Origin of the sequence: Aquimarina discodermiae, from assembly GCF_040786235.1 — a bacterium.
Taxonomy (GTDB): domain Bacteria; phylum Bacteroidota; class Bacteroidia; order Flavobacteriales; family Flavobacteriaceae; genus Aquimarina.
Genome location: NZ_JBFMKP010000021.1, coordinates 27,409 through 53,849, shown reverse-complemented (window position 1 = coordinate 53,849; position 26,441 = coordinate 27,409). Strand labels below are relative to the sequence as shown.

General features: G+C 34.8%; 23 protein-coding genes. 9 read left to right on the top strand and 14 right to left on the bottom strand.

What is annotated here, in order from left to right:
- Positions 1-49: 49 nt before the first annotated feature.
- Positions 50-1,288, bottom strand: a complete 1,239-nt coding sequence (locus tag ABW636_RS14585) for a PAS domain-containing sensor histidine kinase (protein WP_367590800.1) — start codon at positions 1,286-1,288, stop codon at positions 50-52.
- A gap of 102 nt (positions 1,289-1,390) precedes the next feature.
- Between ABW636_RS14585 and ABW636_RS14580 the strand changes: the two genes are divergently transcribed.
- The 4 genes from ABW636_RS14580 to trxA all read left to right on the top strand — a co-directional run bounded on the left by ABW636_RS14580 (position 1,391) and on the right by trxA (position 3,724).
- Entirely contained in the window at positions 1,391-1,798 is a 408-nt protein-coding gene (locus ABW636_RS14580; protein ID WP_367590799.1) for a hypothetical protein, read from the top strand.
- 81 nt (positions 1,799-1,879) lie between these two features.
- Positions 1,880-2,164, top strand: coding sequence for a hypothetical protein (locus ABW636_RS14575; RefSeq protein WP_367590798.1), 285 nt, complete (start codon positions 1,880-1,882; stop codon positions 2,162-2,164).
- Between the two features lie 314 nt (positions 2,165-2,478).
- On the top strand, positions 2,479-3,351 hold the full coding sequence (locus ABW636_RS14570; protein WP_367590797.1) for an RsiV family protein: 873 nt from the start codon (positions 2,479-2,481) through the stop codon (positions 3,349-3,351).
- Between the two features lie 76 nt (positions 3,352-3,427).
- The gene (gene trxA, locus ABW636_RS14565; protein ID WP_367590796.1) at positions 3,428-3,724 is read left to right on the top strand and encodes a thioredoxin; all 297 of its coding nucleotides are present in this window, start codon (positions 3,428-3,430) and stop codon (positions 3,722-3,724) included.
- Positions 3,725-3,935: 211 nt separating this feature from the next.
- Here trxA and ABW636_RS14560 read toward each other — a convergent pair whose 3' ends face one another.
- The 3 genes from ABW636_RS14560 to ABW636_RS14550 form a co-directional block, all read right to left on the bottom strand.
- Positions 3,936-4,775, bottom strand: coding sequence for a universal stress protein (locus ABW636_RS14560; protein WP_367590795.1), 840 nt, complete (start codon positions 4,773-4,775; stop codon positions 3,936-3,938).
- Between the two features lie 170 nt (positions 4,776-4,945).
- Entirely contained in the window at positions 4,946-7,255 is a 2,310-nt protein-coding gene (locus tag ABW636_RS14555; RefSeq protein WP_367590794.1) for a GEVED domain-containing protein, read from the bottom strand.
- 653 nt (positions 7,256-7,908) lie between these two features.
- The gene (locus tag ABW636_RS14550; RefSeq protein ID WP_367590793.1) at positions 7,909-10,920 is read right to left on the bottom strand and encodes a fibronectin type III domain-containing protein; all 3,012 of its coding nucleotides are present in this window, start codon (positions 10,918-10,920) and stop codon (positions 7,909-7,911) included.
- Between the two features lie 418 nt (positions 10,921-11,338).
- Between ABW636_RS14550 and ABW636_RS14545 the strand changes: the two genes are divergently transcribed.
- The 5 genes from ABW636_RS14545 to ABW636_RS14525 all read left to right on the top strand — a co-directional run bounded on the left by ABW636_RS14545 (position 11,339) and on the right by ABW636_RS14525 (position 13,815).
- Positions 11,339-11,473 carry a hypothetical protein gene (locus ABW636_RS14545; protein WP_367590792.1) on the top strand — a complete coding sequence of 45 codons (135 nt, stop codon included), beginning with the start codon at positions 11,339-11,341 and terminating at the stop codon, positions 11,471-11,473.
- Positions 11,474-11,476: 3 nt separating this feature from the next.
- Positions 11,477-12,613, top strand: coding sequence for an RNA polymerase sigma factor (locus ABW636_RS14540; RefSeq protein WP_367590791.1), 1,137 nt, complete (start codon positions 11,477-11,479; stop codon positions 12,611-12,613).
- A gap of 90 nt (positions 12,614-12,703) precedes the next feature.
- Complete coding sequence (locus ABW636_RS14535; RefSeq protein WP_367590790.1) at positions 12,704-13,060, top strand: YciI family protein; 357 nt, start codon at positions 12,704-12,706, stop codon at positions 13,058-13,060.
- 12 nt (positions 13,061-13,072) lie between these two features.
- Positions 13,073-13,285, top strand: a complete 213-nt coding sequence (locus ABW636_RS14530; RefSeq protein ID WP_367590789.1) for a hypothetical protein — start codon at positions 13,073-13,075, stop codon at positions 13,283-13,285.
- Positions 13,282-13,815, top strand: a complete 534-nt coding sequence (locus tag ABW636_RS14525; RefSeq protein ID WP_367590788.1) for an SRPBCC family protein — start codon at positions 13,282-13,284, stop codon at positions 13,813-13,815. Before ABW636_RS14530 ends, ABW636_RS14525 begins: the two co-directional genes overlap by 4 nt.
- Before the next feature lie 60 nt (positions 13,816-13,875).
- On the opposite strand, the gene ABW636_RS14520 is transcribed toward ABW636_RS14525, so the two are convergent.
- From ABW636_RS14520 to ABW636_RS14475, 10 genes are all read right to left on the bottom strand, one after another.
- Entirely contained in the window at positions 13,876-17,010 is a 3,135-nt protein-coding gene (locus ABW636_RS14520) for a TonB-dependent receptor (protein ID WP_367590787.1), read from the bottom strand.
- Between the two features lie 139 nt (positions 17,011-17,149).
- A complete protein-coding gene (locus ABW636_RS14515; protein WP_367590786.1) occupies positions 17,150-17,833 on the bottom strand; it encodes a TIGR04282 family arsenosugar biosynthesis glycosyltransferase in 684 nt (227 codons plus the stop codon).
- Positions 17,834-18,400: 567 nt separating this feature from the next.
- A complete protein-coding gene (locus ABW636_RS14510; RefSeq protein WP_367590785.1) occupies positions 18,401-19,102 on the bottom strand; it encodes a sulfite exporter TauE/SafE family protein in 702 nt (233 codons plus the stop codon).
- 5 nt (positions 19,103-19,107) lie between these two features.
- The gene (locus ABW636_RS14505) at positions 19,108-19,554 is read right to left on the bottom strand and encodes a FixH family protein (RefSeq protein WP_367590784.1); all 447 of its coding nucleotides are present in this window, start codon (positions 19,552-19,554) and stop codon (positions 19,108-19,110) included.
- Positions 19,555-19,569: 15 nt separating this feature from the next.
- A complete protein-coding gene (ccoG, locus tag ABW636_RS14500; protein ID WP_367590783.1) occupies positions 19,570-20,991 on the bottom strand; it encodes a cytochrome c oxidase accessory protein CcoG in 1,422 nt (473 codons plus the stop codon).
- Between the two features lie 95 nt (positions 20,992-21,086).
- Positions 21,087-22,046: a cbb3-type cytochrome c oxidase N-terminal domain-containing protein gene (locus ABW636_RS14495; protein WP_367590782.1), complete on the bottom strand. Its 960-nt coding sequence runs from the start codon at positions 22,044-22,046 to the stop codon at positions 21,087-21,089.
- The gene (locus ABW636_RS14490) at positions 22,043-22,228 is read right to left on the bottom strand and encodes a CcoQ/FixQ family Cbb3-type cytochrome c oxidase assembly chaperone (protein WP_367590781.1); all 186 of its coding nucleotides are present in this window, start codon (positions 22,226-22,228) and stop codon (positions 22,043-22,045) included. The genes ABW636_RS14495 and ABW636_RS14490 overlap by 4 nt, the downstream gene beginning before the upstream one ends.
- A gap of 4 nt (positions 22,229-22,232) precedes the next feature.
- Positions 22,233-24,440, bottom strand: coding sequence for a cytochrome-c oxidase, cbb3-type subunit I (ccoN, locus tag ABW636_RS14485; RefSeq protein WP_367590780.1), 2,208 nt, complete (start codon positions 24,438-24,440; stop codon positions 22,233-22,235).
- Between the two features lies 1 nt (position 24,441).
- Positions 24,442-24,642: a cbb3-type cytochrome oxidase assembly protein CcoS gene (gene ccoS, locus ABW636_RS14480; RefSeq protein ID WP_367590779.1), complete on the bottom strand. Its 201-nt coding sequence runs from the start codon at positions 24,640-24,642 to the stop codon at positions 24,442-24,444.
- 355 nt (positions 24,643-24,997) lie between these two features.
- Complete coding sequence (locus tag ABW636_RS14475; protein WP_367590778.1) at positions 24,998-26,428, bottom strand: pyridoxal phosphate-dependent decarboxylase family protein; 1,431 nt, start codon at positions 26,426-26,428, stop codon at positions 24,998-25,000.
- Positions 26,429-26,441 lie beyond the last annotated feature (13 nt).

Genomic DNA, 26,441 nt, shown 5'->3' with positions numbered 1-26,441 from the left:
ATTTTTGATTTGTGTGCTGTGAATCTAATTAACCTGACCAGTACTCATTTTATGATGATGTTGGTTTAGCTACTATAGGAATTTTAACAATAAAAGTAGATCCTATATTTTCTGTACTAGTAAAGGTAATAGTACCCCCTAAGTTTTCCAAATGACTTTTTACAATGTTTAATCCAATTCCAGTACCTTGATCTAATAAGGCATTTTCTGCCCTAAAATATCGTTTAAAGATAAACTCTTGTTCTTTTTTAGGAATTCCCATCCCTTGATCAATGATATGAAATGTTAACCAATCGTTTTCAAAAGCTACCTGCATATCAATCACGGTATTTTCTCCAGAATACTTGATCGCATTATTAATTAGGTTGGATAGTACTAGTTCCAAAATTTTTTCATCAAATTCTAAGGTATATTCATCTATATCATTTGGATAGTTAATTCGTTGTCCGTCTTTGAGTAACATATTGGCATCATATACTACTTCGTTAATCACTTTGCTAAGCGGAAACGTACTATACTTATAGGTTACCTTACCGGTTTCAAGCCGTTCTATAGATAAAAAATCATTTAAAATATTATCCAGATATTTTACCTTATTTTTAATAGTATACAGGTGTTTGTCACGTTTTTCCTGCTGCTCTTCTTTTTTGTACTTTCCCGCCAAAGTTGCAGAGGTAAGAATACCACTTAGCGGAGTTTTAAACTCATGAGAAACTAAAGAAAGAAACTTCGTTTTTAATTCATTAAGATCCTGTTCTTTTTTTAGAGATTCTTTAATTCTTGCCTCAGCCTCCATACGAAGCTTTACTTCTTCCTGGAGCTCTTCTATGGTTTGTCTTAGTTCCTCTGTTCGTTTCTCGATCTTCTTTTCGAGTTGAACATTTAATTCTTTTATCTGATGTTCTTTTTCTTTTCTTTCAGTAATATCTATTACCAAAGCCATAATATAACGGGTTCCATAAATAACAAATGGATTTAACCCTACTTCCAAAGGAAATTCTGTACCATCTTTTCTAACCCCATAAAGATCTCTTCCCCGTGCCATTTTTCTTTTTTCTGAATGTTTGGCAAAATTCTCAACATGACCCTTGTGATTATGATGGTATCTTTGAGGGATCAGGACATCTAGTCGTTGCCCCAGGAGCTCTTCTTCCTGATAGCCAAAAATATCATTCGACGAACCATTGGTGGCAACTATTTCTTGCATTTCATTCACTACAATGATGCCTTCAGATATTGCTTCGGTTAGCAGATTAAAAATATTATTGTCTTTTGAAAAAACCTTCATAGGTCAAATGTAATGATTTTGGTGAGTTGCAGAACCTGATTAATATCATAAAATAAAAGTATATCTCAGGTTATATTGGCATTAGAAATAAAATTATACAATATGATGAATATAGCACAAAACATACGAGTTACATTTTACCAACATCTGGGGCGATTATTTTATGCCGTTGCAGCATCAGATAGAGTTGTTCGCAAATCAGAATACGAATCACTACGTAAAATTGTAACATCAAAATGGTTACAATTAGATGATATCGAAGATGAGTTTGGGGTAGATGCTGCTTTTCATATCGAGATTGTCTTTGATTGGCTAGATTATAGAGAAGAGTTAAATGCAGAAGAGTGTTTTTATTTATTTGAAGAATACTATCATGAACATATTGATTTTTTTACAGAGGATATAAAAAAATTAATATGGGATACCTGCAGCGGAATTGCTAATGCTTTTTCTGGAAGCAATAAATCTGAATTGATCATGCTGGGTCGACTTAAATTGCTATTCGAGTAGAATTTTTACAAACCCTGACGAATATCATATTTTAAGATATCTGGTCATTCTACTTTTACAAAGAATATAAAACATTATGATATGACACTATATGCAAAAATAAATTCGGATTTCTCTGAAAACTATATCGGTTATTCTGCCTTGGCAATTATAGCATCGACCTGCCTGGGGTCGATTGCGATTATGACCACATTATTTGATGGAAACAATGCATTCCAAATGTTTCTGGTATTTATAACTGTAGCTGTGTGTAGTGCTCATAATGCCGCTATTCTTACTGTGCAAAAACCAAAATTGGTATTAGACTTATTAATTGCCAGTTTAATTATAAATACCCTAATAATTCTAGGAAACGGTTTGTTTTAAATCACATGTATTCTCTTTTAATACCAGTTCTGTTTTTAAAATACTCAAATAAAATATAGGTATTTTTAGTTTAGGCAAAAAAGAAAAAGCAAGCATAGCTTTAGTTACGTTTAAATTTTATTTTGAAGCATAAGCTAAAAAGAACAAATTTTAACGGGTAATTTTAAATCAGAAATGGTATAGGTTTTAGGTGAGTCTTTTTAAGCAGGCTCACCTTTTTTATATTCTTTGAAAGATTATAAGAGGGGATACACTTCTTCGTTTCAAGGATTTTATTTTAAAAGAATAATGAAAATTAAGTAAAACTACATACCATGAGAACCATAATAACTTGTCTTTTTTTATTATTTGTGATTGCATGTAATAAAAGGAATAACAATGAGAATCGGTATACAGAAACTTCGGAAGAAGTAGTGATCACTGAACAAGAAAAAAATGCAACTTTTTCTGAAGAAAACCTCGAACTTGACAAAGAAAAAACAAAAGCTATAAAAAGGCAACAATTGGTGAATAGAAGAGTGAAACCATTTGAGAATGAAGATAGTGTTATTGCCAAAGAACTTTATAAAGAACATAATCATTATATACTTGATTATCGATACCCTTATATAGATGAAGAAAAGAATCCGGGGTTTTCTGTGTTTAATAACTATATCAAAGAAGTTTATTTGAATATAATAAAAACAGGTAACCAAATTCTGGAGGATAAAGAATTGCTATGCGATACTCTTAAAATTAAAAAGCTTAGAGATAAAAGAATAATGGATTACAGGGTTCATGCTTCAAACAGAAATTTCTTGAGTATTGTAATGTACCGAGAGAATTACTATTTCGGAATGAAACATTCTGTCTATACTTTTGATTGTTTAAACTTTGATGCTAAGAAGTATCAGTTTATGTATTATCAGGATTTCTTTAGAAATGAATCAGAAGAAGAGTTATTTTTGATAATCAATACTACCATATCAAATGCTATAAGAGAAGGAGAATTGTATTATGACTGTTGGGAATTATCTGAAGGAGATTTTAAAGCTTACAAAAATAACTTTGTTATTAATGAAGACTCTATAGAGTTTTATTTTGATGATTGTGTTATTTGTCCTTCTTATACGGGTATGTTTTCAGTTAAGATTCCTATTTCAACCATTAATCACTTATTAAAAAAAGATACAGATAATTTTCTTTGATAGTAAGGTCATAATTTCATTTTAACTAGAACAGGTATTTAAAATAATGTATTTTGTAACAAAAATATGCATACTTATGAAAGATCGTTTTAGTAACATTATTGATTCAAATACCCCAGTATTGGTTGATTTTTTTGCCGATTGGTGTGGTCCTTGTAAAACGTTAGCTCCCATTCTAAAAGAAGTGAAAGATGAATTGGGTGATCGTGTAAAGATTGTAAAAATTGATGTGGATAAAAATCAAACGTTAGCTGCTAAATATCAGGTGAGGGGAGTCCCTACAATGATCATTTTTAAAGAAGGAGTACAACAATGGAGACAGTCAGGGGTACTACAAAAAGATGAGATTGTAAAAGTAATAAGTGAAGTATAAGTTTTACGGCAGATACTAAATAACCCTTATTGGTTTATAAAAGGATAGTTTTAAATTCCTAAGCGTTTTAAACACTTAGGAATTTTTTGCTTTTAACAAATAATTATCAGCTTATTAGAAAGCAAAAAATTAAAAACCAGAATACAGCCAAAACAAAGAAGACTGCCTAAATGTTTTTAGACAGTCTCTTCTTTCATCTTAATACACACACTTATATTTTAAAGGTTATTACGGGTTTGGTTGCATGATTGGCGATATCCTCTCCTATACTTATATTAAAGAAATGTGCTAACCCTCTTCTACCATGAGTAGGAATCGCTATTAAATCAGCATTTGTTTTATTACTATAGTTGTAAACGCCACTTTCGACAGTGTAATCATTATAAATGACAACATCTTTATACCTGTCGAGATCACCAAGTTCTGCCTTAAATAAAAACTCTTTTATTCGTTCTTCTATTTGATCTGAGCTTCTAAACTTATCACCAGGCAGATTTATGTATAGCAAATGTACTTTTGCAGCAAATAGCTCAAATAAACGTATTGCTCTTAAATATGCTTTAATATTCTCATGTTTGAAGTCGCACGCAAATACGACTTCTTTGATACCAAAGTTCTCTGTAGGTTTTTTTACCACTAATACAGGAATACTAGAAGTTCTAACTACTTTTTCTGTATTAGAGCCTATGAAAACTTCTTCACGAAGTCCACTAACCCCATGAGATCCCATAACTATTAGATCTGTTTCATGTTCGATCGCCAATTGATTGATCTCACTAAAAATCTTATAATTTTGTACAGTTTCAGAAACTTTAATTCCTTTTAAGTATTCTTTATCCAAAAATGTTTCAAATCTTTTTTCGGCTAACTTCATGTAGTACATAGCTTCTGCAACTTCCTGACTTTCATCTTTGGTTAGAATGGCTTCTGATAAACCAAGCATATGTAATACGACAATTTCTGCATCCAGTTTTTTGGCAATCATTGCTGCTGCTTGTAATGCATACTCTGAGTACTCTGAAAAATCTACGGGAACAAGAATTTTTTTCATGTTTTCGTTTTTAGTGTTTTATACTTCAAAAGTACTTGGTTTATTACCATATTACTATGATAAATGTCAGTTCTGGAGATATGTTTTGTTGAATTTTAGAGATTAAAAAAGAGGTTGTCTAAGCAGACAACCTCTCTTGTTATTAACCAGTAAAAAAGCAGTAGTTCACATTATTTTACAATAACGCTTTGAGTACCATTAGCTCCTTTTGTTTGTATCTTTACAAAATATAGTCCTTGTCTTAGTTTTCCATTAAGAGGTAATGACAAAGATTTTCCAGAAAGTTTTTGTTGACTAAAATCAGCCACTTTTCTTCCGTTTGTATCATATATTGCAATTTTTGCATTTTCAGCTTTAGAACCATTAAAGTTAATATCTAAACTTCCATAAGAAGCAACTGGATTAGCAATAGAGAAGAAATCTCTGCTATTAGAGTTGCCAGATTTACTGGCAGTTACTGCTACTGTATAATCTTCATACTCTCCAAAACGAACATCATTAGTACCGGTATCACAAGGGTTGTTTTCATTATCATAGTAAGAAACCAATACTCTCATTCTTGTTGACCCGACATTTGCTGTTTGTGGTACACTTATCGACACGCTACCCGCTAGATTAGATGTTTTTGTTACCGTATAATTCTCACCAGCATCTGCAAAATCACCATCACGATTCCAGTCGATCCAAGCATATATTTCGTCGGTAGATCCACCTTGATATCCTATGATGGTCACATTAAGATTATAGCTTGTTCCTCTGCTTACACTTGCTGTAGAGGAGGTATGATCTTCATAACCTGTAGCACCACGTGTTGATGAGTTATTAATTCCTGCAAAAGTAACATTCGATATTGCTTCTGGACCATCATTACCATTAGCAGTACAATAGGTTACTGTAACCTGACATGGTTCGCAAGAACCACCACAATCAATACCGGTTTCATCACCATTTTGTATCCCATCGTTACATGTTGGATCGGTACCTCCTCCTGTAATAGTTACTGTATAATCTTCTACCTCTCCATAGCTAAAAGACTCACAAGGAGTAGGTATTCCATTGTATTTCATAGATACTCTCATACGAGTATTCCCGTTGGTAGCAGATGCAGGTACTGTAAAACTTCCGCTTACAGGAGTATCTTGAGAAGCTGCTTTGCTAAATACTTGCTCTCCACTATCTGCAAAATCACCATCTCCGTTATAATCTATCCATACACTATATCCTTCATCATAAGTAGTACCTGACCATGTCGGAGTAATAGTGATTGTATTAGATGCTCCTTTAGACAGGGTAGTAGAAAGAGAAGTATAATCTCCATACCCTCCAGAAGAACCGGTAGTGGTATTATTAATGCTACCTAATGTTACGTTGCCTATATGTTCGTCTGCAACGCTTTGACCGTTCGAAGAACAATAAGTTGGATCGGTTGTATCGGTTAATGTAGTTACAGAAACGGTATTACTAAAGTCAGAAGTATTACCTGCAGCATCTTTTGCTTTTACTCTAAATTGATAGGCAGTATTAGCAGTTAATCCTGTTACTGTATGTGATGTACCTGTTACCGTTGTCACTACCGTATTACCCTGATAAACATCATAGCCAGTTACTCCAACATTATCGGTAGAAGCTGTCCAAGATAAACCTACTGTAGTTTGAGTTACATTAGACGAAGCTAAGTTAGCAGGAGTTGTTGGTGCCTGCGTATCGCCAGTGGTGTCTTCTGTATAAGGCTTAATACCGGTTTGTTCTTCTATCCAGCTTGCTGCATTAGCTACATTACCCCAAAAACCATAGTCAGAACAAGGGCTTCCTTCTCCGCCACTTACAGCTCCTACCAAAATCAATTCAGACTTATCACTATTATTTACAACTAATGGACCGCCACTATCTCCTCTACACACCATTCTTCCTTCGGTCTCTTCAACTCTAATACGTTCGTCTGATAATTGTACTTGTCCAAATTTTAATAGTGCTCCTTGTAAATTATCGGGAGTAGCACCAGTATTAGGATCTAACTGTCCCCAACCTGTAGCATAGCAATCCATATCTTTTTTAACATACCCCTTGGTAAAAACTACTGCCGAAGCATACCTGATTGCCTTGGCATATTTACCAGATAAATCTAAAGGCGTATTCAGTTCTAAGAGACTCAAGTCACATCCTGAACAAGGAAAATTAATGACTCTTTTTACGGTAGATGTTTGTCCTGTAGATTTGTCACTTCTTTTGGTATAACCAACCCCGACAGTACTTCCTACGATTCCGCCAACACAGTGTTCTGCAGTAAGAATCCAGGTAGGCCCAATAATGGTACCTCCACAGCCTCCTAAATCGGCTTGATATGGGTGATTTTCGATTAAAACATCTTCTCCATTTCTTATTCGAGACTGATTATTAGATTCCGTTTTTACTTGAGAGTGCAATTCAGTAGTAAATAAACAGGTAACCATGCTTAAAATAAGCACATAAAAATTTTTCATTGTTTTAAGTTTTAAAATGATTTGTTAGAGTTTAAAATACTTGCATTTACCTTATTGGTTTATGCAATAAAGGGAGCTGAAATTCAATTAGATGTAGCTTGTTGTTTGCCTATGTTTAGGTTTTTTTAGGGGGCTAAATCTAAAGAATATTTATGTTGATTCTGTGAAATTGAATCAAATACAATTGAAATATTTTTTTGAGAATTTACAACGCTTTTCGTCTAAAGAATCGGGCCGAGTAACCATGATTTTTTGTTCGAAAAAGCTTGTAATCGAGAAGATTAATCGCGTTTTCATAATTGAGTTGAGTTTAAGTTAGTGATAACTAAAATAGGATAACTGATTCAAATAAAGAAATGAAATCAAAAAATTAACGGTTTTTTCATTTTTATCTGTCATCCCATAAACAGATTATTAAATTGCTGAACTTTAGTGTGTTTGAGCTTTTAGGTTTTTTAAAATTACAGTAATAAAGAACTTTTTGAAGTACTAAGAGTAAAATAGTATAGTATTACCTAGGGTGAAGAATATCGGGTCACATTAAGTTTTTTTAGAACTTTAGTTTAGAAAAATATATGGATATCAAGACATGAAAAAGAGGTTACCTTTGCAGATAACCTCTAAAAAAAATGAGCAATGTGTTTACTTATAAATTACTCTTTTATAAAAGTAGCAGTGCGAACAGCATTACTTGTTGTTATTCTCAAGATATATGTTCCTGCCTTTAAGTTTGAAACATCCAATGTTGCTGATTTGTAATCTCCACTTTTTATTGTTCTTCCTAATAAATCAATTACACTATATACTGCTCTTTCTTCTGATGGCGTATAATTATTAATGTTTATTAGATTGCTTGCTGGATTTGGAGAGATTGTAATACCTCCGCTTGGCGGTGCTATTTTACTAGAAGACTTAGCTCCACAAGATGAAACAAATACCCAACCTCTGTCTGTACGTTGCCATAGGTTACCTTTGTAAACTATTTTATCTCCAGAATTATAAGAAGTACCTGATTTCCAATCATCAATTCCTTCACAAGAACTTGCATTACATCTACCAATAAACTTCCATCCTCTTTCTAGTTTTTCAAAAAGATTCCCTCTGTACACTACTCTGTCTCCTGTTTGGTAAGGTACTCCCCATTGCCATGGCGCTACTCCCTCACAAATATTGGCAGTATCTTCATCTTTGGTAGTAGCAGTTGCTAGATTACTAGCCTCAGACATGTTTCCTGCCGCATCCATAGCAACTACTGTAAACTGATAAGTAGTAGCTGCTGTTAATCCTGATACATTAAATGAGGTTGTAATAGAGGTACCTATCATGGTTGTACCTTGATATACATTATATCCTGTTACTGCTACATTATCTGTAGAAGCCATCCAGTTAAGTGTTAAGGTGGTTTGCTTGATATTAGAAGCAGCTAATTCTGTTGGTACAGTAGGTGCTTCGGTATCGGCAGTGTCTTCTGGTAATGTAGAAGCTGTTGCTGTGTTACTAAATCTTGACTTGTTTCCTGCAGCATCCATTGCTAATACGCTAAACGAGTATTCGGTTCCTGGGGTTAATCCCATTACCTGATATCTAGTTCCTTCTACAGTTGCGATCATCACATCTCCCTGGTATACTTCATATCCTGTAACACCTACATTATCTGTAGAGGCCATCCAGCTAAGATCGATGGTCGTTTGTGTTTCATTATTTGCTATTAACTCTGTTGGTACAGTAGGTGCTTCGGTATCGGCAGTGTCTTCTGGTAATGTAGAAGCTGTTGCTGTGTTACTAAACCTTGATTTGTTTCCTGCAGCATCCATTGCTAATACGCTAAACGAGTATTCGGTTCCTGGGGTTAATCCCATTACCTGATATCTAGTTCCTTCTACAGTTGCGATCATCACATCTCCCTGGTATACTTCATATCCTGTAACACCTACATTATCTGTAGAGGCCATCCAGCTAAGATCGATGGTCGTTTGTGTTTCATTATCTGCTATTAACTCTGTTGGTACAGTAGGTGCTTCGGTATCGGCAGTGTCTTCTGGTAATGTAGAAGCTGTTGCTGTGTTACTAAACCTTGATTTGTTTCCTGCAGCATCCATTGCCAATACGCTAAACGAGTATTCGGTTCCTGGGGTTAATCCCATTACCTGATATCTAGTTCCTTCTACAGTTGCGATCATCACATCTCCCTGGTATACTTCATATCCTGTAACACCTATATTATCTGTAGAGGCCATCCAGCTAAGATCGATCGTTGTTTGTGTTTCATTTGCTGCAGCCAATCTTGATGGTACAGTAGGTGCTTCTGTATCGGTATTGTCTTCTGGCAAGGTAGAGGCAGTAGCCGTGTTACTAAACCCTGATTCATTACCTGCAGCATCTTTTGCTTTTACTCTAAAAGAATATTCGGTACCTGCTGTTAATCCAACGGCTTGGTATCTTGTTCCTGGAACTGTTGCAACCATGGTATCTCCTTGATATACATCATATCCTGTAACAGCGACATTATCTGTAGATGCTTCCCAGGTAAGATCGATGGTTGTTTGTGTCTCATTTGCTGCAGCCAATCTTGATGGTGCAGTAGGTGCTTGTGTATCTTCTTCTGGTAAAGTAGAAGCAGTAGCCGTGTTACTAAACCCTGATTCATTACCTGCAGCATCTTTTGCCTTTACTCTAAAAGAATATTCGGTACCTGCTGTTAATCCAACGGCTTGGTATCTTGTTCCTGATACAGTAGCAATCATTGTATTACCACGATATACATCATATCCTGTTACTCCTACATTATCTGTAGAAGCTTCCCAGGTAAGATCAATCGTTGTTTGTGTTTCATTTCCTGCAGTCAATCTTGATGGTGTGGTTGGTGCTTGTGTATCACCAGTTGTATCTTCGGTATATGGTTTAATCCCCGTTTGTTCTTCTATCCAACTTGCTGCATTAGCAACATTACCCCAAAAACCATAATCAGAGCAAGGAGAACCTTCTCCACCACTTACAGCACCTACTAAAATTCTTTCAGACTTATCAGAATTATCTACTACCAATGGGCCACCACTATCTCCTCTACAAACCATTCGACCTTCGGTTTCTTCAACTCTAATGCGCTCGTCAGATAATTGAACTTGTCCAAATTTTAACAATGCTCCTTGCAAATTATCTGGAGTAGCACCGGTGTTTGGGTCCAATTGTCCCCAACCTGTTGCATAACAATCCATATCTTTTTTTACATAACCCTTTGTAAAAACAACAGGCGATGCATATCTAATCGCCTTGGCATATTTACCAGATAAATCTAAGGGAGTATCTAGTTCTAAAAGACTTAAGTCACAACCAGAGCATGGAAAATTAATAACTCTTTTTACGGTAGATGTTTGTCCGGTAGATTTATCACTTCTTTTGGTGTATCCAACACCAATAGTTCTTCCCACGATACCACCAACACAATGTTGAGCCGTAAGAATCCAGGTAGGGCCAATAATTGTACCTCCACATCCTCCTAAATCAGCTTGATAGGGGTGATTTTCGATTAAAACATCTTCTCCGTTTCTAATTCGGGATTGAGTGGATGAAGAGTTTTCAGTTTCAATTTTTTCTTGAGCGTGAAGTTCTGTAGTTAATAAACAACAGATAACCATGCTTACAATAAGCGCATAAATTTTTTTCATTGTTTTGAGTTTAAAATGAGTTAGTTAGTATTGTAAACACTACTTTTTGCAAAATATTTTAGAGATTAAATTTCTTGCTTAGAACAAAAATGTAAGATTTAACTTCACAGATATAAAAAGAGAAGCGAGTATGGATATTTATCTATAATTCATGTGTTTATGTCTAATTTTTAAAACTTAAATATTGTTTATAAAAATATGTAATTAACTCTTTTTTAGTGTTTTGTCTATTTCTTACAATGGTTTTGTTAATTTTTAAAAAAGAGCTTTGTACAAACAGTATTTAGGTAGTTTTCTTGCGTTATTTTTAGTGAGGTTTTATTAATACTTGGATAATATTGTCTAGCTTTTTTATTGGTTATTGTTACTTTTATATTTCAACTAACAAATTATATAGTATTGTTGTAACAAATAATGTATGACCAACGATGAAACCAACATAGCTAACAAGATCAACCATTTATTTAGACATGAATATGGGAAATTGGTTTCGATACTAACCAAAACATTTGGGACTGCTAGAATAGAATTGGCAGAAGACGTGGTGCAATAGGCTATGCTCGAAGCTTTAAATAAATGGACGTATAGTGGATTACCTGATAATCCTATCGGTTGGATATATAAAGTGGCGAGATATAAGGCTTTGAATGTTCTTAAGAAAGAAAAGTATGAGAGGGAATATATGTCAAAGATCATAATTCAATTAGAATCAGAGCAAGCGGCATCTTTAGATCATATTTTTACAGATAAGGAAATTGCAGATGATCAATTACGAATGATATTTACCTGCTGCCATCCTTCTATTTCGTCAGACTCCCAAATAGCTCTTACTTTAAAAACCCTTTGTGGATTTAGTATTCCCGAAATTGCCAAAGCATTTTTAACCACAGAAGAAAATATTAATAAAAGATTGGTAAGAGCAAGAAAGAACATAAAAGAGGCCAAGCTTTCTTTCGAAGTTCCTGTGGGAAAGGAACTCGAACGTAGACTCTCCAGTATTCTGGAAACCGTGTACTTATTATTTAATGAAGGGTACCATGCTACTTCTGGCGACAAATTCATTCGTTATGAGCTTTGCGAAGAAGCTATTCGCCTTGCCCAAATTATTGCATCTCACCCTTATGTCGCATCTTCTACTACCTATGCCTTATTAGCATTAATGTCATTTAATTCATCGCGTTTTGATTCCAGAGTAGACGAATTTGATAACCTTTTGGATTTAGAAAATCAGGATAGAGGGCAATGGGATAAAGAACTAATCAAAAAAGGACTCTATTATTTAGAATTTGCTGCAGCACAGAATGAGATCTCTATGTATCATATTTTGGCAACCATTTCTGCACATCACTGTACCGCTTCATCTTATGAGAATACTGACTGGAAAGGTATTTTATCGTTATACGATATGATTATTGAAATAGATAAATCTCCTATTATTCTGCTTAATCGGGCAATTGTTATTTCTAAAACAGATAATACCAAAAAAGCGCTTGAAGAACTTGATACTATAAAAGGCAATACTATCTTTCAATCTTATTTACCATACTATACCACAAGGGCAGCACTTCATCTTCAAAATAATGAACCAACAATCGCCATCACTTTTTTAAAAGAAGCTTTAAAATTACCACTTCAGGAAAATCAAAAATTACTTATAAACAGCAAATTAAAAGAGTATTCTGAGAAAAAATAATTTTTTTTAAATCCGATGTCCCTTTTCTCATTTTTCAGTTGACTTATGGTTGTAAACAATTTATTTAATTAATAGTAAAGAAATCTAATTATGCAAGAATTCATGATTTTTATCAAAACCAAAGGCGACCATCTAGAAGGACTTTCACCCGAGCAACAGCAAGCTCATGTTCAGAAAATAGCTAAATATATAGGAGGGCTAATGGAATCTGGAAAACTAAAAGGAGCTCAGCCTTTAGAAATGAATGGAGCTATTATTCACGGTAATAAAGGTGTTTTTAAGGATGGACCTTTTAACGAATCTAAAGAAGTGATTGTTGGTTACTTTCATATTGTAGCCAAAAACCTTGAAGAAGCTGTAGAAATAGCAAAAGCCAATCCAATGTTTGATGATGCAGAAGGTACAATCGAAGTTCGCCCTGTTAAACAAATGGATGGGATTAATTAAAGACATAACATTATGAGTACTTATAATATAGAATATAGTGGTAATTGTGCATTTGCAGTTAGTACAGGAAAAACAGCTATAGAAGCAAATACTAAATATATTTTGACGAAAAACGGTAAGCACTATGCATTTTCGAATCTGGTTGCAAAATTTTTGTTCAATGTATTACCAAATCGCATTAAAAAAGCAGATAAGGCCTGGAAATCTAAAAACAAAGAGACATGAAGAAAGTAAAAAAGATAGGAGTGGTATTAGGAATACTAATACTTCTAGTGTGTCTTGTGTCTCTTTTGTTTCCCACAAATGTAGAGGTAAGTAGATCTATAGCTATTAATGCTTCAGTAGAGAATGTATTTGACAATGTAAACACCATAGAGCATTGGAAAAAATGGGGAGGACCCTGGCATGAAGAAGGCATGGATTATACTACCGTGATTAAAAGAACAGAAGGAGCTTCTTCTGGGGTTGGTTCCAGACTTATTTATAATCAGGGAAAAGGAGAAGGAAGTGTTGAAATAATAGAAAGTAACATAAATCAAAAGATTAAAACATTAATTTCTTTTGAAGATGGAGGTTCTGCAAATGGTATTTGGTTATTTGATCAAAATAATAATAAAACAAATGTTACCTGGACCATTTATATTGATTTGGGATATAATCCTCTTAAAAGAATAATGGGTAATCTGATGATGGAGAGTAAGGTAGGACCTCTTTTTGAAATAGGGTTATCAAACCTTAAAAAGGTTTCAGAATAAGTTTAATGATCACAGTATATAGGGGGTAAGCGTGTTTAAAACCGTACCCCCTTTTGTAATTTAAAAATGATATTTCAATCCAAATTGTGCACGCCATCGAGAATTAAACAAGTCGGTAATATATGGTTTTGCATCTACTGGGATATTAAATTGAAACTGAGGTTCGTTATTTTGGATACCTCTAAAATTAAGAAGACTAAAGCTAGAATTCACTACATTAGGTACAAATACTAAGCGTCCCCAGTCTTTATTTATAAAATTGAAGACGTTAAGCATATCGAACGAGAGAGAAATTTTATTACCATTTTTTAGATCCAGACCGTATTCTAGTTTCATGTCAAGCTCATGATTCCACGGGGTACGAGCACCGTTACGTTCTGCTATTTGGCCACGTCTTTCTTTTAAATAAGAGTCACCTTCAATAAAAGCATTTAAACGTTCCCATTGTTCTGCTGCACTCACAGTTACATTTCCTGTGGCATCGGTAATATCAATCAAATTGATTTCTGACGCATTTCTAGGTACATATATTACATCATTTCTAGAAGATCCATCACGATTTAAATCTCCTTGATAAACATAAGAAAAAGGGCTTCCAGCTCTTCCGTTATACAAAAAAGAAATAAACCCTGTACTGCTTTTACCAATATCAAAACTATAAGAATGACTGCTTACAAATTTATGTCTAAGGTCAAAATTCGAAAAAGAAAGCGATGGGTTATTGGCGAAAACGGCTTGATTCCATTCAAAGTTTGCAGCTGGTGAACTTCGTACTGTACTGGATATATCTTTACTCATTCCGTATGTATACCCCAGGTAACCACTATAATTTCCCAGTTGCTTGCTCAACCCAAAAGTAAGATTATATCTAAACCCTTTATCTGTATTGGTCAATAAAAAAACATTAGTGAAGTTCGTGTTAATTTTGATTGCATCACCAGTCTCAAGAAAATATGAACGATTGTCTGCACCGCCAAAATTACCCAGGTTGTCCCTTCGGTTAATAGATTGAAAGAATATACCATTTACGACCTCTGTATAGGTTCCTTCTAAATCGATAGTCCATCTATTGGGTAATTTAGCCTTAATGGCAATATTGGTTTTCCAGTCACGAGGTAATGAAAAATCGGGATCCAAAAGGTTAATCTCGGTTACATCTGATTGAACACTTCGTAAATCTTCTAAATTTTCGGTTAATGCAATAGAATCATTTGGTCTGATATCAATATTAAAGTATTCGGTACCCGAGATATATTCTGCATATGCAAACCATAAATAGGGGATACGACCCGAAAAAAGCCCTGTTCCCCCACGTAAAGTGTATTTACCTTTGTTGTCAATTTTATAATTAAAACCAAATCGTGGATTTAATTGCGGTGCTTTAGAGATGGTATTATCATAGTTGCCAAATTCTGAAGTTGCCCGTACCGCTTCGCTTATGGGTAATTGCTGGGTTAGATATTGCCCATCTAGTCGCAGACCTGCGGTTATTTCTAGTTGATCATTGATACGAAAATTGTCTTGAAAAAATGCTGCTGCCTCGAGCACTCCTATAGTTGCAGATGGACGATTACTCACAAATGCAAAATCATTGTTGTTAACATTGTAGACACCTCTGATTCTTGCCGGATTATCGTTTAGAAAATCTTCTACAGATCGGTACTCCCATCTTCCGTTCCAGGCAGATAAAAACCCATAGTCTACATCATGTAATTGCCCGAATACCCCTGTGGTAATATGATGTTTGTCAATATCAAAGGTATAGGTGTCTGCAAGTTGCAGTGTAGAAAAGTTTGTGTTGTAAACTGATGCTTCGCGATAAGTACCAGCAAATATTCGACCTGCAGACGAAGTGGCTATCTGGATATGTGGAAATACACGGCCATCAAAATCTCGATGTTCTTTTACGATATTATATCCGAATGAAAGTTTGTTAGTATGTCCATTTTTAAAATTTGATTTCAACTCGACAGCAAGACTATTGGCAACACTATTATGTCGATATCCTTGATTTCCAAAATTAAAAAAAGTACTGTTCCATTCGAGGTTATCAGCAAAACTATTAACGTAATTATTACGTAATGTAAGTCTATGTACATCGGATATATTATAGTCTAATCGGGTAAACAGTTTACTACTCCCTGTTTTTAAATCGGCACTTTGAAACGCTCCGGGGTCATAGTCATATACATTTAACAATCTATCACGAATCGCGGATACATCGCTTAGTGAAATATCAGAGGTTGCACTTCCTGGCGCATTCAAAACAGGAGTTTTTGATAATGCCTGTTCAAAATTCACGTAGTAGAAGAGCTTATCTTTGACCAAAGCGCCACCAACACCACCTCCAAATTGTAGATCATAAAAAGATTGTACTTCTTGCTCGGCACCGTTGGCAAATTTTCCTATCAGATTTTGATTGTTCCCATATCCATATACGGTAGCTTTGATAGTATTGGTTCCGTTTTTGGTAACCAAATTGATACTCGCTCCATTAAAATTACCTATACTGGCATCAAAAGGAGATAGCTTTACACTTACTTGCTTTACTGCTCCAAGCCCTATAGGTTGACTTCGAGATAGGCTCCCTGGTGTTCCATTTGCAGATGAGCCAGAAGCACCACTGGCCGGTTCCTGAAATCCTATAATATCGTTATTAGCAATTCCATCGATATTTAGATTGTTAAAACGATTGCTTGCACCACCAAAAGAATTTAGATTGTTTTCGGGTAAGTTTTTGGTTAAGTCCTGGATACTTCGGTTAATGGTGGGGGTACCTTTTATAGCATTTTTACCCAATAAGTTTTCATTACCATTCTTTTTAGGTGTTGAAGCTACTGTAAGAACTACTTCCTGAAGCGTTGTACTTTCTTCTAATATTATAAAATCTCTTATTGTTGTGCTTCCTAAGTTAATAATCAGGTTATTTTCTTTGATAGTTTGATATCCTACAAAAGAAACTTCTATACTATAGGTATTTCCTGGTGGAATATTATTGAGCCTATAAAATCCGTTTTCTTGCGATATTGCCCCATAGGTAAAATTGGTTTCGATATCGGTTAGGACCACATTAGCGAAAGGCATTGGGTTGTTTTGATTGTCTTTTAAGGTTCCTTGAAGATTACCTGTTGTTTCTTGCGCAAAACTTGTTAAAATTGATAGTATTAAAAGTAAAGCCGTTAGAATTTTTTTCATTCGGTATATTCGTTATCATTCCAGCACATGACAACCGTAAACCGTTTGGTTGTATGGCTGGTGCTATTTTTATAAATGTTAGATTAATGTGTGAGTAGAAATGGTCTTACTTCTGCATAATAGCAGACCTTATTCTTACTTAAATAGCCAATAAAAGAGGAGATCCTTTGTTATGTATTACTGGTTGTAAAAGTTTAAGCTCAGAAATGTAGATGAAATCATAATTTTGAATAGGGGTAACTGTTAATGCCTGAATAATTTTACGTAATGCTACATTACAAATGTTTTGTAGATTAAGTTTTTCTAAATCAGAGAAAAAATCAATATCACGTAGCTTCTGGAGCGTATAACAGTGATGTTGATTTTTTAAAAAATCATTCTTAATTTCTTCAAAAATACAATCCGTACCCCAAGAAAAGATGTTAAATGTTGTAGGGTTAAAGTTTTCTCTAGAAAGACCTAATAAGTAGAATCCACCATCATAGGTTGGCCCAAGTACTGTATTGCCATTTTCTAGTACTTTTTTAGCTTCAATAATGTGTTTAACCTGTAAAAAAGGGCAATCATTACCAATGGTAATCAAAGCATCATATCCTTTGTTAAATCCTAGTTTTAACGCATTAGAAAATCGAGAACCAAAATCAAAACCTGTTTGTTTCGTTTCATCAACATATATAACAGGTAGCCCGCTTTGAGTTGCTATGTTTTGCGTGTGTATATTTAAGGATTTTGCAAGAGACCTTTTCGCAAAAAAAGGCTTATGCTTTGTCTCCTCTTCTACAGAGCGCGCAAAAACAAGAAGTGCTATATTTTGAATTGGCATTTTGTTCGTGTAGTCGTTTTATAGCTATTGAACTGGTTTAAACTTTTTTCAATTCGCTATAAAAACGCCCTTTTTTACTCAATTTTCATCTTTTTCTTACTTCGTAGCGCCACTATGAAGTGCAAAAAACATTTCAATTGACCAAAAAAACATCATTTTTCGCATGAATCAAAAAAGTTCAAACCAGTTCATTGAAAAATTAGGTCGGTATTGTTATTATTTCATTACAAAATAGTTAAAAATAATAATTTTTGAGATTTTATATTTGCTGAATTCATCTTGACTTTTTGGTTTTGACCGAAATCGAAGATTCATGAACTCTTTATTATAAAATATAGGCTTCGTGAACTAAAACGAGTTGAAATTTGACCAGATGAGACACTTTTTGAAAATCATAGTAGCGTTACGGTTAAGAAAAGTAACGAAATATGGGTGAATATCAGTCATTTTTTAGGGAATAGAAAAAGTCAAGATGAGTTCATAGATGAAAACTGAGGGTATTGAAAAGTACTCTCAGTTTTTTTATCTCTTATTTCCTAAATAGCATCCTTGGAATTGGAATAAACATTAATGACATTCAAAGCTCGCAGAAACTGTTTCGGTAATTGGCTTGGGAGAAAGATAAGGGACACCCAACCCCATTCCACGTATGATAAATAACAACCCGATAATAACTACTATTGCAGGAATTGCCTTTTGTAGCTGCTGTCTAACACTACCTGATAAAAAACCACCAACATAAACAACCGTGGTCATTAAAGGAATGGTTCCCATTCCGAAAAATATCATATACATACTTGCCTGCCAAATTTGTCCTGTTGCAATCGCCCCAAAAACAGCCAAGTATACAAGCCCACAAGGTAAAAATCCATTAAGAAAACCAATAGTCAAAAATGTATCAGATGTTTTTTTGTTCAATTCTTTACCTAAAGTAGATTTTATCTTTGCGATGATCACATACAAGGGTTTTGCAAATGAAAAGTATTTAATTTTTTGAGTGGGAAAAAAAATCCATAAAATCATAAACACACCGATTACAATCGATAATGACTGCTGTAACCCAAAAAGGTGAAGGCTTTTGCCAATAACCCCAAAAAGCAATCCAAGAATACTATAGCTTAATAATCGACCTAGGTGGTATAGCAAAACCCGAAAGATTTTTACCATACCTGTTGATTGGCCCAGAGGTAACATAAACGCAATAGGTCCACACATTCCTACACAATGAATGCTTCCTGCAAGACCTAAGATAAACGCTGATACTAACATAGCACTTAATACACAAATGACTTTTTAAACAAATAGGGAGTCTCCTCATGTCTCCAATCAATAGTAATATTCCATCGCCCTTCGATCATACGATCTTTGGGTATTACCAAGGTATGGCTCTTTAATACGATAGGAATTACAAAATCTAACCTTTTATTAGATGGTCGATACAAGGAGATGGTCCCTATAATTTTATCATATTCTATTTCTCTGGGAAATGTAATCAACAACCCCCGAGCGGTTTTTTGGATATCAATATCATTATTTAGTGCTCTGGCATTTTTTTCTGCATCGATCTCTCTTTGATAAGCGAGCTCCTTTTTATAATACTCTTTTGTTACCAGATCATGCTCATATTTTTTATCAGTATTCATTTTAATAACAAAAAACATAATAAAGGAAATGAACCCTATAAATACCAATACTATTGCTGTTCCCCAGTTAATTTTCATAATTAAATGTATTTATTAGCGATAACTTCTTGGCCCCAGAAAAGTCGCCATGGTTGTTTCTATAAGTTTATCATAGCTATATACTCCTATTTTCACTTTATTCTTATCTCTGCCTAGAGCCGCTGCATTTATCTCTATAAACAAAGTTCCTTCTGACAGGCTTTGTTTAGGAATGATAAAATTTTTATGGGTTACCTGTTCTATTTTTCCTTTATGAGAAAGCAACACGAAATGAACATCCTCTATATCTTCGATAGTTTTATTTACCAGTTTATAGGTATATACATTGCTAATGATATTATTATCTTTACGTTCATACAATTGCCCTGGTAGTCTTAGAATAGTAGCTTCGAGATCATTTCGTAAAAACGACATTCCTAAGAAAACGCCAATAAGTATAATGAGAACTGCACTATACCCTTTTAATCTGGGCCCGAACTTGAATTTTTCTTTTTTAGAAATATTATCTTCACTGGCATATCGTATTAATCCTGTAGGTAGATGTACACTTTCCATCATATGATCACATGCGTCAATACAGGCCGTACAGTTTACACATTCTAATTGTGTCCCGTTACGAATGTCAATTCCTGTTGGACACACATGCACACATTGAAAACAATCAATACAATCACCTTTACCGGTAGTAGAACGATCTTCATTTTTCTTAAACCTGGCCCTCCCCTTTTCTTTTTCTCCTCTTTTATAATCATAGGCCACCACGATAGATTTCGAGTCTAATAGCACCCCTTGCAATCGACCATAAGGACATGCTATGATACAGACTTGCTCTCTAAACCATGCAAATACAAAATAGAAAACTGCGGTAAAAATCAATAGCGAGATTAAAGTATTTAAATGTTTAGAAGGACCATCAATAATATATCCTACCAATTGATCGCTACCAATAAAATAAGCCAGAAACACGTTGGCTATTAAAAACGAGATGATAAAGAATATTGCCCATTTCAAGGCTTTTTTTCTTATTTTTTCGGTATTCCAGGGTTGCTTATTTAGCCTGATTTGCTTCCCTCGATCCCCTTCTATCCAATATTCGATTCTTCTAAAAACCATTTCCATAAAAATGGTTTGCGGACATACCCAACCACAAAACAATCTTCCGAAAGCTACCGTAAATAGAGTCACAAAAATAACTCCTATGATCATTGAGATCACGAACAGATGAAAATCCTGTGGCCAAAATGGAGCTCCAAAAATATTGAAACGTCTCTCTAGTACATTAAATAGTAAAAATTGATTCCCATTAATTTTGATAAAAGGAGCTGTAAACAGAAAAATTAACAACCCATAACTCACCCATTTACGATACGAGTAAAACTTGCCATTTGGTTTTTTAGGGTATAACCAGGCTCGTTTACCTTCTTCATTGATGGTCGCAATCGAGTCTCTAAATTTTTCGTTTACTGGTGCTTCCAAGGGTTCACTTTTTTGATGAACTGGTTTAAACTTTTTTCAATTGGGTAAAAAATCATCATTCTTCGCATGAATCAAAAAAGCTTAAACCAGTTCGATTATTTATTCAGTAGGGCTGTAGTCGAGTCAGAAACAATTTTGGTAGGTGTCTCATCGTTCGATTTTTCTTCTATTGGAGCATAGGGATCTATCCATAATTCTCCTTGTTTTTCTTTGGGCTCTGCAGGGGTTATTCCCCTCAATGACATAATATAACTGGCGACTTGTGCCATTTCCAGAGGTTTTAAGGTTTGTTTCCAGGCTACCATTCCTTTACCATCTCTTCCTCCTTCAGAAATTGTTTTGAAAATATTCTTAATTCCTCCTCCCAAAATCCAATAAGGATCAGTAAGATTGGGGCCAATACCACCACCTCCATCGGCTTTATGACATGCTACGCAATTTGTAGCAAAAACAGCTTTCCCTGCATTTATATCAGATGGCTCTGTAAGCAAGGTTACCGTATTAATATCTACCAGGTTTTTAGCCGTTTTTTTATAAGTTTCGATAGCTATTTTGGCTTCGGCAATTTCAGATTCATATTCTTCTGCTTGTGTATAATCATTAAGAACATGAAAACGAACCATATAGATGACTCCAAAAATAATGGTAGCGTAGAAGGAATATACCCACCAAGGAGGAAGATTATTATCAAGTTCTTTAATTCCGTCATAATTGTGATCCAGAATAATCTCTTCCTCTTCTGCTATAGGTTTGCTATCCAATAACTTCAGATACTGGGATTTTACCCATTTAAATCGGTTTTCATTTTTTCTTTTCTCTGCCAGTAAGTATCGTTGCTGTGCTTCAGGCTTTAAAGAATGAAAGATAATGTTTTTAAGAGCCGCCAGACTAACTTCTATAGCAATTGCAAACAAAGCGACCATACCCAATGCCAACCAACACAGAGGTTCTGTAATGAATGCAGAGGTGGTTCCTGTATCTACTGTTACTTCAATAAGGATATATGCAATTAGTATAAAGCAAAATATGCGTATATAAGATATGGTAGTTCTCATAATTTAATGTCTTTATCGGTTTCTAAGGGAATACTACTTACTTCTTCGATATGTTCTTTTTTTGCGGTGAATACCCACCAGAACAAGATTATAAAGAAGATAAAAAATATGAGTAGTGAAATCATAGGGTATATTGCTATACCTTCGATATTTTCCATATGGCCTTTTACAAATTTTAACATGACTTTATTCTTTGTTTTGAGCAATGATTTCTTTGTCTTTTTTCTTAACCTTGATATCGGTTCCCAATCTTTGGATATAAGCAATCAATGCAACCACCTCACGATTTCTCATTGCTACAAAATCCAACCCGTTGTCTCTGGCATATTTTTTATCGGCTTCGTAGGTTTTTACAAAATCTGGGTCGGTATATAAGTTTTTTTCGATGCGAGTAGCTTGCTCATCCATCCATTCTTCTGCTCTGGCAATTTCTTCGGGAGTATAGGGAACACCTAATTTTACCATGGCCTCCATCTTGGTTTGAATTTTTGATCGATCGAGTTCATTTTGTATTAACCATTTGTAACTTGGCATAATAGAACCCGATGAGGTACTTTGTGGATCATAAAAGTGATTGAGGTGCCAGTTATCAGAATACTTGCCTCCTATTCTCATCAAATCGGGCCCTGTACGTTTACTCCCCCACAGAAAAGGGTGATCGTATACATACTCTCCAGCTTTAGAGTATTCGCCATATCGCTCGACTTCACTTCTAAACGGACGAATCATTTGCGAATGACATGATACGCAGCTTTCTCTAATATAAAGGTCCCTACCTTCTAGCTCTAATGGAGTATAAGGTCTTACACTCGTAATTGTAGGAATATTAGAATCGACTAGTAAAGTAGGGATTATCTGAACTGCGCCTCCAATTAGGATTGCGATGGTAGCAAAAATGGTTAATTTTACAGGTCTTCGCTCTAACCAGGTATGATATCCTTCTTTGACAGTTCTATGTCTTGTAACCTTGGTAAGTGCTGCTGCTTCAGCCAATTCATCTGTAACTTTTTGACCACTTCTTATGGTCTTTACTATGTTATAAAGCATGATAAAAATCCCCAGGATGTAAATACTTCCTCCAATGGCACGCATCCAATACATCGGGATAATTTCATTTACTGTTTCTAAAAAATTTCCATAAACCAAACTCCCATCGGGATTAAACTGTTTCCACATCGAAGCTTGTACAAATCCAGCAACATACATAGGTAGTGCATATAGTATAATACCTAATGTTCCTAACCAAAAATGTACATTGGCTAATCCTGTAGACCATAATTTGGTTTTGGTTAACCTTGGAAGTAACCAATACACCATTCCAAACGTCATAAAACCATTCCAGGCAAGGGCTCCCACGTGTACATGCGCAATTACCCAATCACTAAAATGTGCAATGGCATTTACATTTTTAAGAGATAGCATAGGGCCTTCAAAAGTTGCCATACCATATCCGGTAATAGCAACAACCATAAATTTAAGCACAGGATCTGTACGCACTTTGTCCCAGGCGCCTCTTAATGTAAGTAGACCGTTGATCATACCTCCCCATGAAGGTGCTATAAGCATTATTGAAAACGCAACTCCAAGATTTTGAGCCCAATCGGGTAACGAAGAGTATAATAAATGATGTGGCCCTGCCCAGATATATATAAAAATTAGGGACCAGAAATGCACAATAGATAATCGGTATGAATAAATGGGTCTATTAGCTGCTTTAGGAATAAAGTAGTACATCAACCCAAGAAAAGGAGTAGTCAGGAAAAATGCTACAGCATTATGACCATACCACCATTGCACCAACGCGTCTTGCACTCCTGCATATACCGAATAACTTTTTAAAGCACTTACAGGTAGCTCCAGGCTATTGAAAATATGAAGGACAGCAACGGTAACCACTGTGGCAATATAAAACCATATTGCTACGTATAAATGTCGTTGTCTTCTTCTTAAAATGGTACCGATCAGATTCCACCCAAAAACTACCCAAATTATAGCAATAGCAATATCAAAAGGCCATTCTAATTCTGCATACTCTTTTGAGGTAGTAAATCCCAACGGAAGTGTAATGGCTGCTCCTACTATAATTAATTGCCAACCCCAGAAATTAATATTGCTAAGGGTATCACTAAACATTCTGGTTTTTAATAGACGTTGGGTAGAATAATAAACTCCTGCATAAATAGCATTACCCACAAATGCAAAAATCACAGCATTGGTATGCAAGGGCCTTAATCTGCCAAAACTTAACCAGGAGATACCATCGGTAAGGTTAGGGAATAAAAACATAAATGCCAGTAATAGTCCAACCGACATTCCTACAATACCCCAAAGCATTGTAGCGTACAAGAATTTTTTTACGATGTTGTTATCGTAATAGAATTGTTCCATTTCCATTTTAAGATTGTTTAGTTTTGGGGGTTACTAAAGGGTCTTCTTTTTTAGTAGTTTCTTGTACTACCTCATCATCAAAAAGCATTCGTACTGATGGTGTATAGATATCATCATACTGACCATTTCTTACCGAAAGAATAAAGGCTATAAAGAAGACAAGAGCAACGATGATACTAATCGTTAGAAGCACATAAATAACACCCATACTTATTTTGTTATGGATCAAAAGTAGGTGTGAATCTTTTCTTTAAAAATGATATTTATCAGCTTTTCCTGAAGTTTTTAAAAGTATAAAGAGTATTCCAATTTTATTGAAACACTCTAGTAATGAAGTATTTTTAGATGTTTTTATGAAGTAAATCGTTAGCCTTGATTTTTATCCATGTATAAACAACTCGACCCGATAGTTTCTTAAAATCTAATACCTCAAAATCAGCTAGAAATTCCAAAAACTATTTTGGGTTGAAAACCTTGCTGAATTACTTTGAGGTATATTAGCTTTTAACTATGCATTTGTTATAATGCAAAATGGTTGCACAATAAAATTGTTTATTTCAAATTTATGTAAGTAGTTCTTCTGCAATTTTCTCGCAAAGTTCGAATGTTTCTTTAACGTCATCAAGAGTAGTTCTTGGATTTATCAAGCACATACGTAGTACTATTTGGTTTTGTAAAACCGTGGTGACCAGCAACGCTTCTCTGGACTGCAGTACTTGTTTAGAAATATTTTGATTTAAAGCGTCTATTTCTTTTTCAGAAAGGGTTGTTCCTATAGGGTTGTATCTAAAATTAATTACCGCTAATGTTGCCGGAGATACTACTTCCCATTTAGAGCTTTTTCTTAAAATTCCTTCTACTTGTTCTGCCAAATCAATAGAATAGCTTACAGATTTTTTAAAAGCTTGTATACCAAAAGTTTTTATTGACATATAAAACTTTAAAGCTCTAAATCTTCTGGTTAACTGAATTCCGTGATCGTAAAAGTTAATTTCGGATTTGTTTCCTTCGATATCTCTAAGGTATTCTGGTTTTTCGCTAAAAGCTTCACTTAACCATTTATGGTTTTTCACCAATAAACATCCCATTTCATAAGGTTGATATAACCATTTATGAGGATCGATGGTAAGCGAATCTGCTTTTTCAATTCCTTTTAAGAGTTGACTTCCTTTTTTAGATAAAATTGCAGCACCCCCATACGCTCCATCAATATGAAACCATAACTTTTCTGTTTTACAGATAGTTCCTATTTCATGTAAAGGGTCTACTGTTCCCGTATTTGTTGTTCCTGCAGAGGCAATTATACAGAATGGCTGAAATCCTTCTAACCGATCTTTGGCAATAGCGTTTTTTAATTTATTGATTGCCATTTTAAACTCTATGTCTGTCGGGATAATACGTACTTGCTCCTTCTTAAATCCTAACACTCGTATAGCTTTGATGTTAGAAGAATGTGCCTGATCTGACATATAAATAATAGCTTTCGAAAAATCATCTCCACAACGTTGTCTTCTGGCAGTTACCAATGCCGTTAGATTGGCCATTGATCCACCACTCGTAAAGATCCCCCCTCCTTTTTTGGCAGGAAATTTAAAAAGTTTTAGCAACCAGTTCATGGTAATAATTTCTAACTCTGCAGCAGCAGGAGAGCCAGACCATCCTCCAGAAAAAACATTAAACCCGGTAGCTAATGTATCTGCCATCACACTTACATAATTGCTGGGTCCTGGAACAAAAGAATAGGATTTTGGATGGGTAAAAATATTGCTATTGGGCAATACATTATCTACTACAAAATCTAAAACATCTCTAAAATCAGCAGGTTTTTCGGGAACTTCTTCATAAAGAAGTGCATCCATTTCTTTTCGAGAAGCATAGGCTACAGGTTTTTTTTCATTTTCTTTCTCAAAATGTTCTACAATAGTATCTATAACCTGATACCCAAATTGTTTCATTTCTTCTTTACTTAACTGTAACCTCTCTGACTGGTTCATAAACTACCCTTTA

Bases quoted from the DNA above. Each gene is read 5' to 3' on its own strand.
- ABW636_RS14550 (WP_367590793.1), bottom strand. From the start codon at position 10,920: ATGAAAAAAATTTATGCGCTTATTGTAAGCATGGTTATCTGTTGTTTA.
- ABW636_RS14585 (WP_367590800.1), bottom strand. From the start codon at position 1,288: ATGAAGGTTTTTTCAAAAGACAATAATATTTTTAATCTGCTAACCGAA.
- ABW636_RS14575 (WP_367590798.1), top strand. From the start codon at position 1,880: ATGACACTATATGCAAAAATAAATTCGGATTTCTCTGAAAACTATATC.
- ABW636_RS14555 (WP_367590794.1), bottom strand. From the start codon at position 7,255: ATGAAAAATTTTTATGTGCTTATTTTAAGCATGGTTACCTGTTTATTT.
- ABW636_RS14540 (WP_367590791.1), top strand. From the start codon at position 11,477: ATGCTCGAAGCTTTAAATAAATGGACGTATAGTGGATTACCTGATAAT.
- ABW636_RS14545 (WP_367590792.1), top strand. From the start codon at position 11,339: ATGACCAACGATGAAACCAACATAGCTAACAAGATCAACCATTTATTT.
- ABW636_RS14505 (WP_367590784.1), bottom strand. From the start codon at position 19,554: ATGAAAATTAACTGGGGAACAGCAATAGTATTGGTATTTATAGGGTTC.
- ABW636_RS14515 (WP_367590786.1), bottom strand. From the start codon at position 17,833: ATGCCAATTCAAAATATAGCACTTCTTGTTTTTGCGCGCTCTGTAGAA.
- ccoS (WP_367590779.1), bottom strand. From the start codon at position 24,642: ATGGGTGTTATTTATGTGCTTCTAACGATTAGTATCATCGTTGCTCTT.
- ABW636_RS14475 (WP_367590778.1), bottom strand. From the start codon at position 26,428: ATGAACCAGTCAGAGAGGTTACAGTTAAGTAAAGAAGAAATGAAACAA.
- ABW636_RS14560 (WP_367590795.1), bottom strand. From the start codon at position 4,775: ATGAAAAAAATTCTTGTTCCCGTAGATTTTTCAGAGTACTCAGAGTAT.
- ABW636_RS14570 (WP_367590797.1), top strand. From the start codon at position 2,479: ATGAGAACCATAATAACTTGTCTTTTTTTATTATTTGTGATTGCATGT.
- trxA (WP_367590796.1), top strand. From the start codon at position 3,428: ATGAAAGATCGTTTTAGTAACATTATTGATTCAAATACCCCAGTATTG.
- ABW636_RS14490 (WP_367590781.1), bottom strand. From the start codon at position 22,228: ATGTTAAAATTTGTAAAAGGCCATATGGAAAATATCGAAGGTATAGCA.
- ABW636_RS14530 (WP_367590789.1), top strand. From the start codon at position 13,073: ATGAGTACTTATAATATAGAATATAGTGGTAATTGTGCATTTGCAGTT.
- ABW636_RS14510 (WP_367590785.1), bottom strand. From the start codon at position 19,102: ATGTTAGTATCAGCGTTTATCTTAGGTCTTGCAGGAAGCATTCATTGT.
- ABW636_RS14535 (WP_367590790.1), top strand. From the start codon at position 12,704: ATGCAAGAATTCATGATTTTTATCAAAACCAAAGGCGACCATCTAGAA.
- ABW636_RS14580 (WP_367590799.1), top strand. From the start codon at position 1,391: ATGATGAATATAGCACAAAACATACGAGTTACATTTTACCAACATCTG.
- ABW636_RS14495 (WP_367590782.1), bottom strand. From the start codon at position 22,046: ATGAGAACTACCATATCTTATATACGCATATTTTGCTTTATACTAATT.
- ccoN (WP_367590780.1), bottom strand. From the start codon at position 24,440: ATGGAAATGGAACAATTCTATTACGATAACAACATCGTAAAAAAATTC.
- ABW636_RS14520 (WP_367590787.1), bottom strand. From the start codon at position 17,010: ATGAAAAAAATTCTAACGGCTTTACTTTTAATACTATCAATTTTAACA.
- ABW636_RS14525 (WP_367590788.1), top strand. From the start codon at position 13,282: ATGAAGAAAGTAAAAAAGATAGGAGTGGTATTAGGAATACTAATACTT.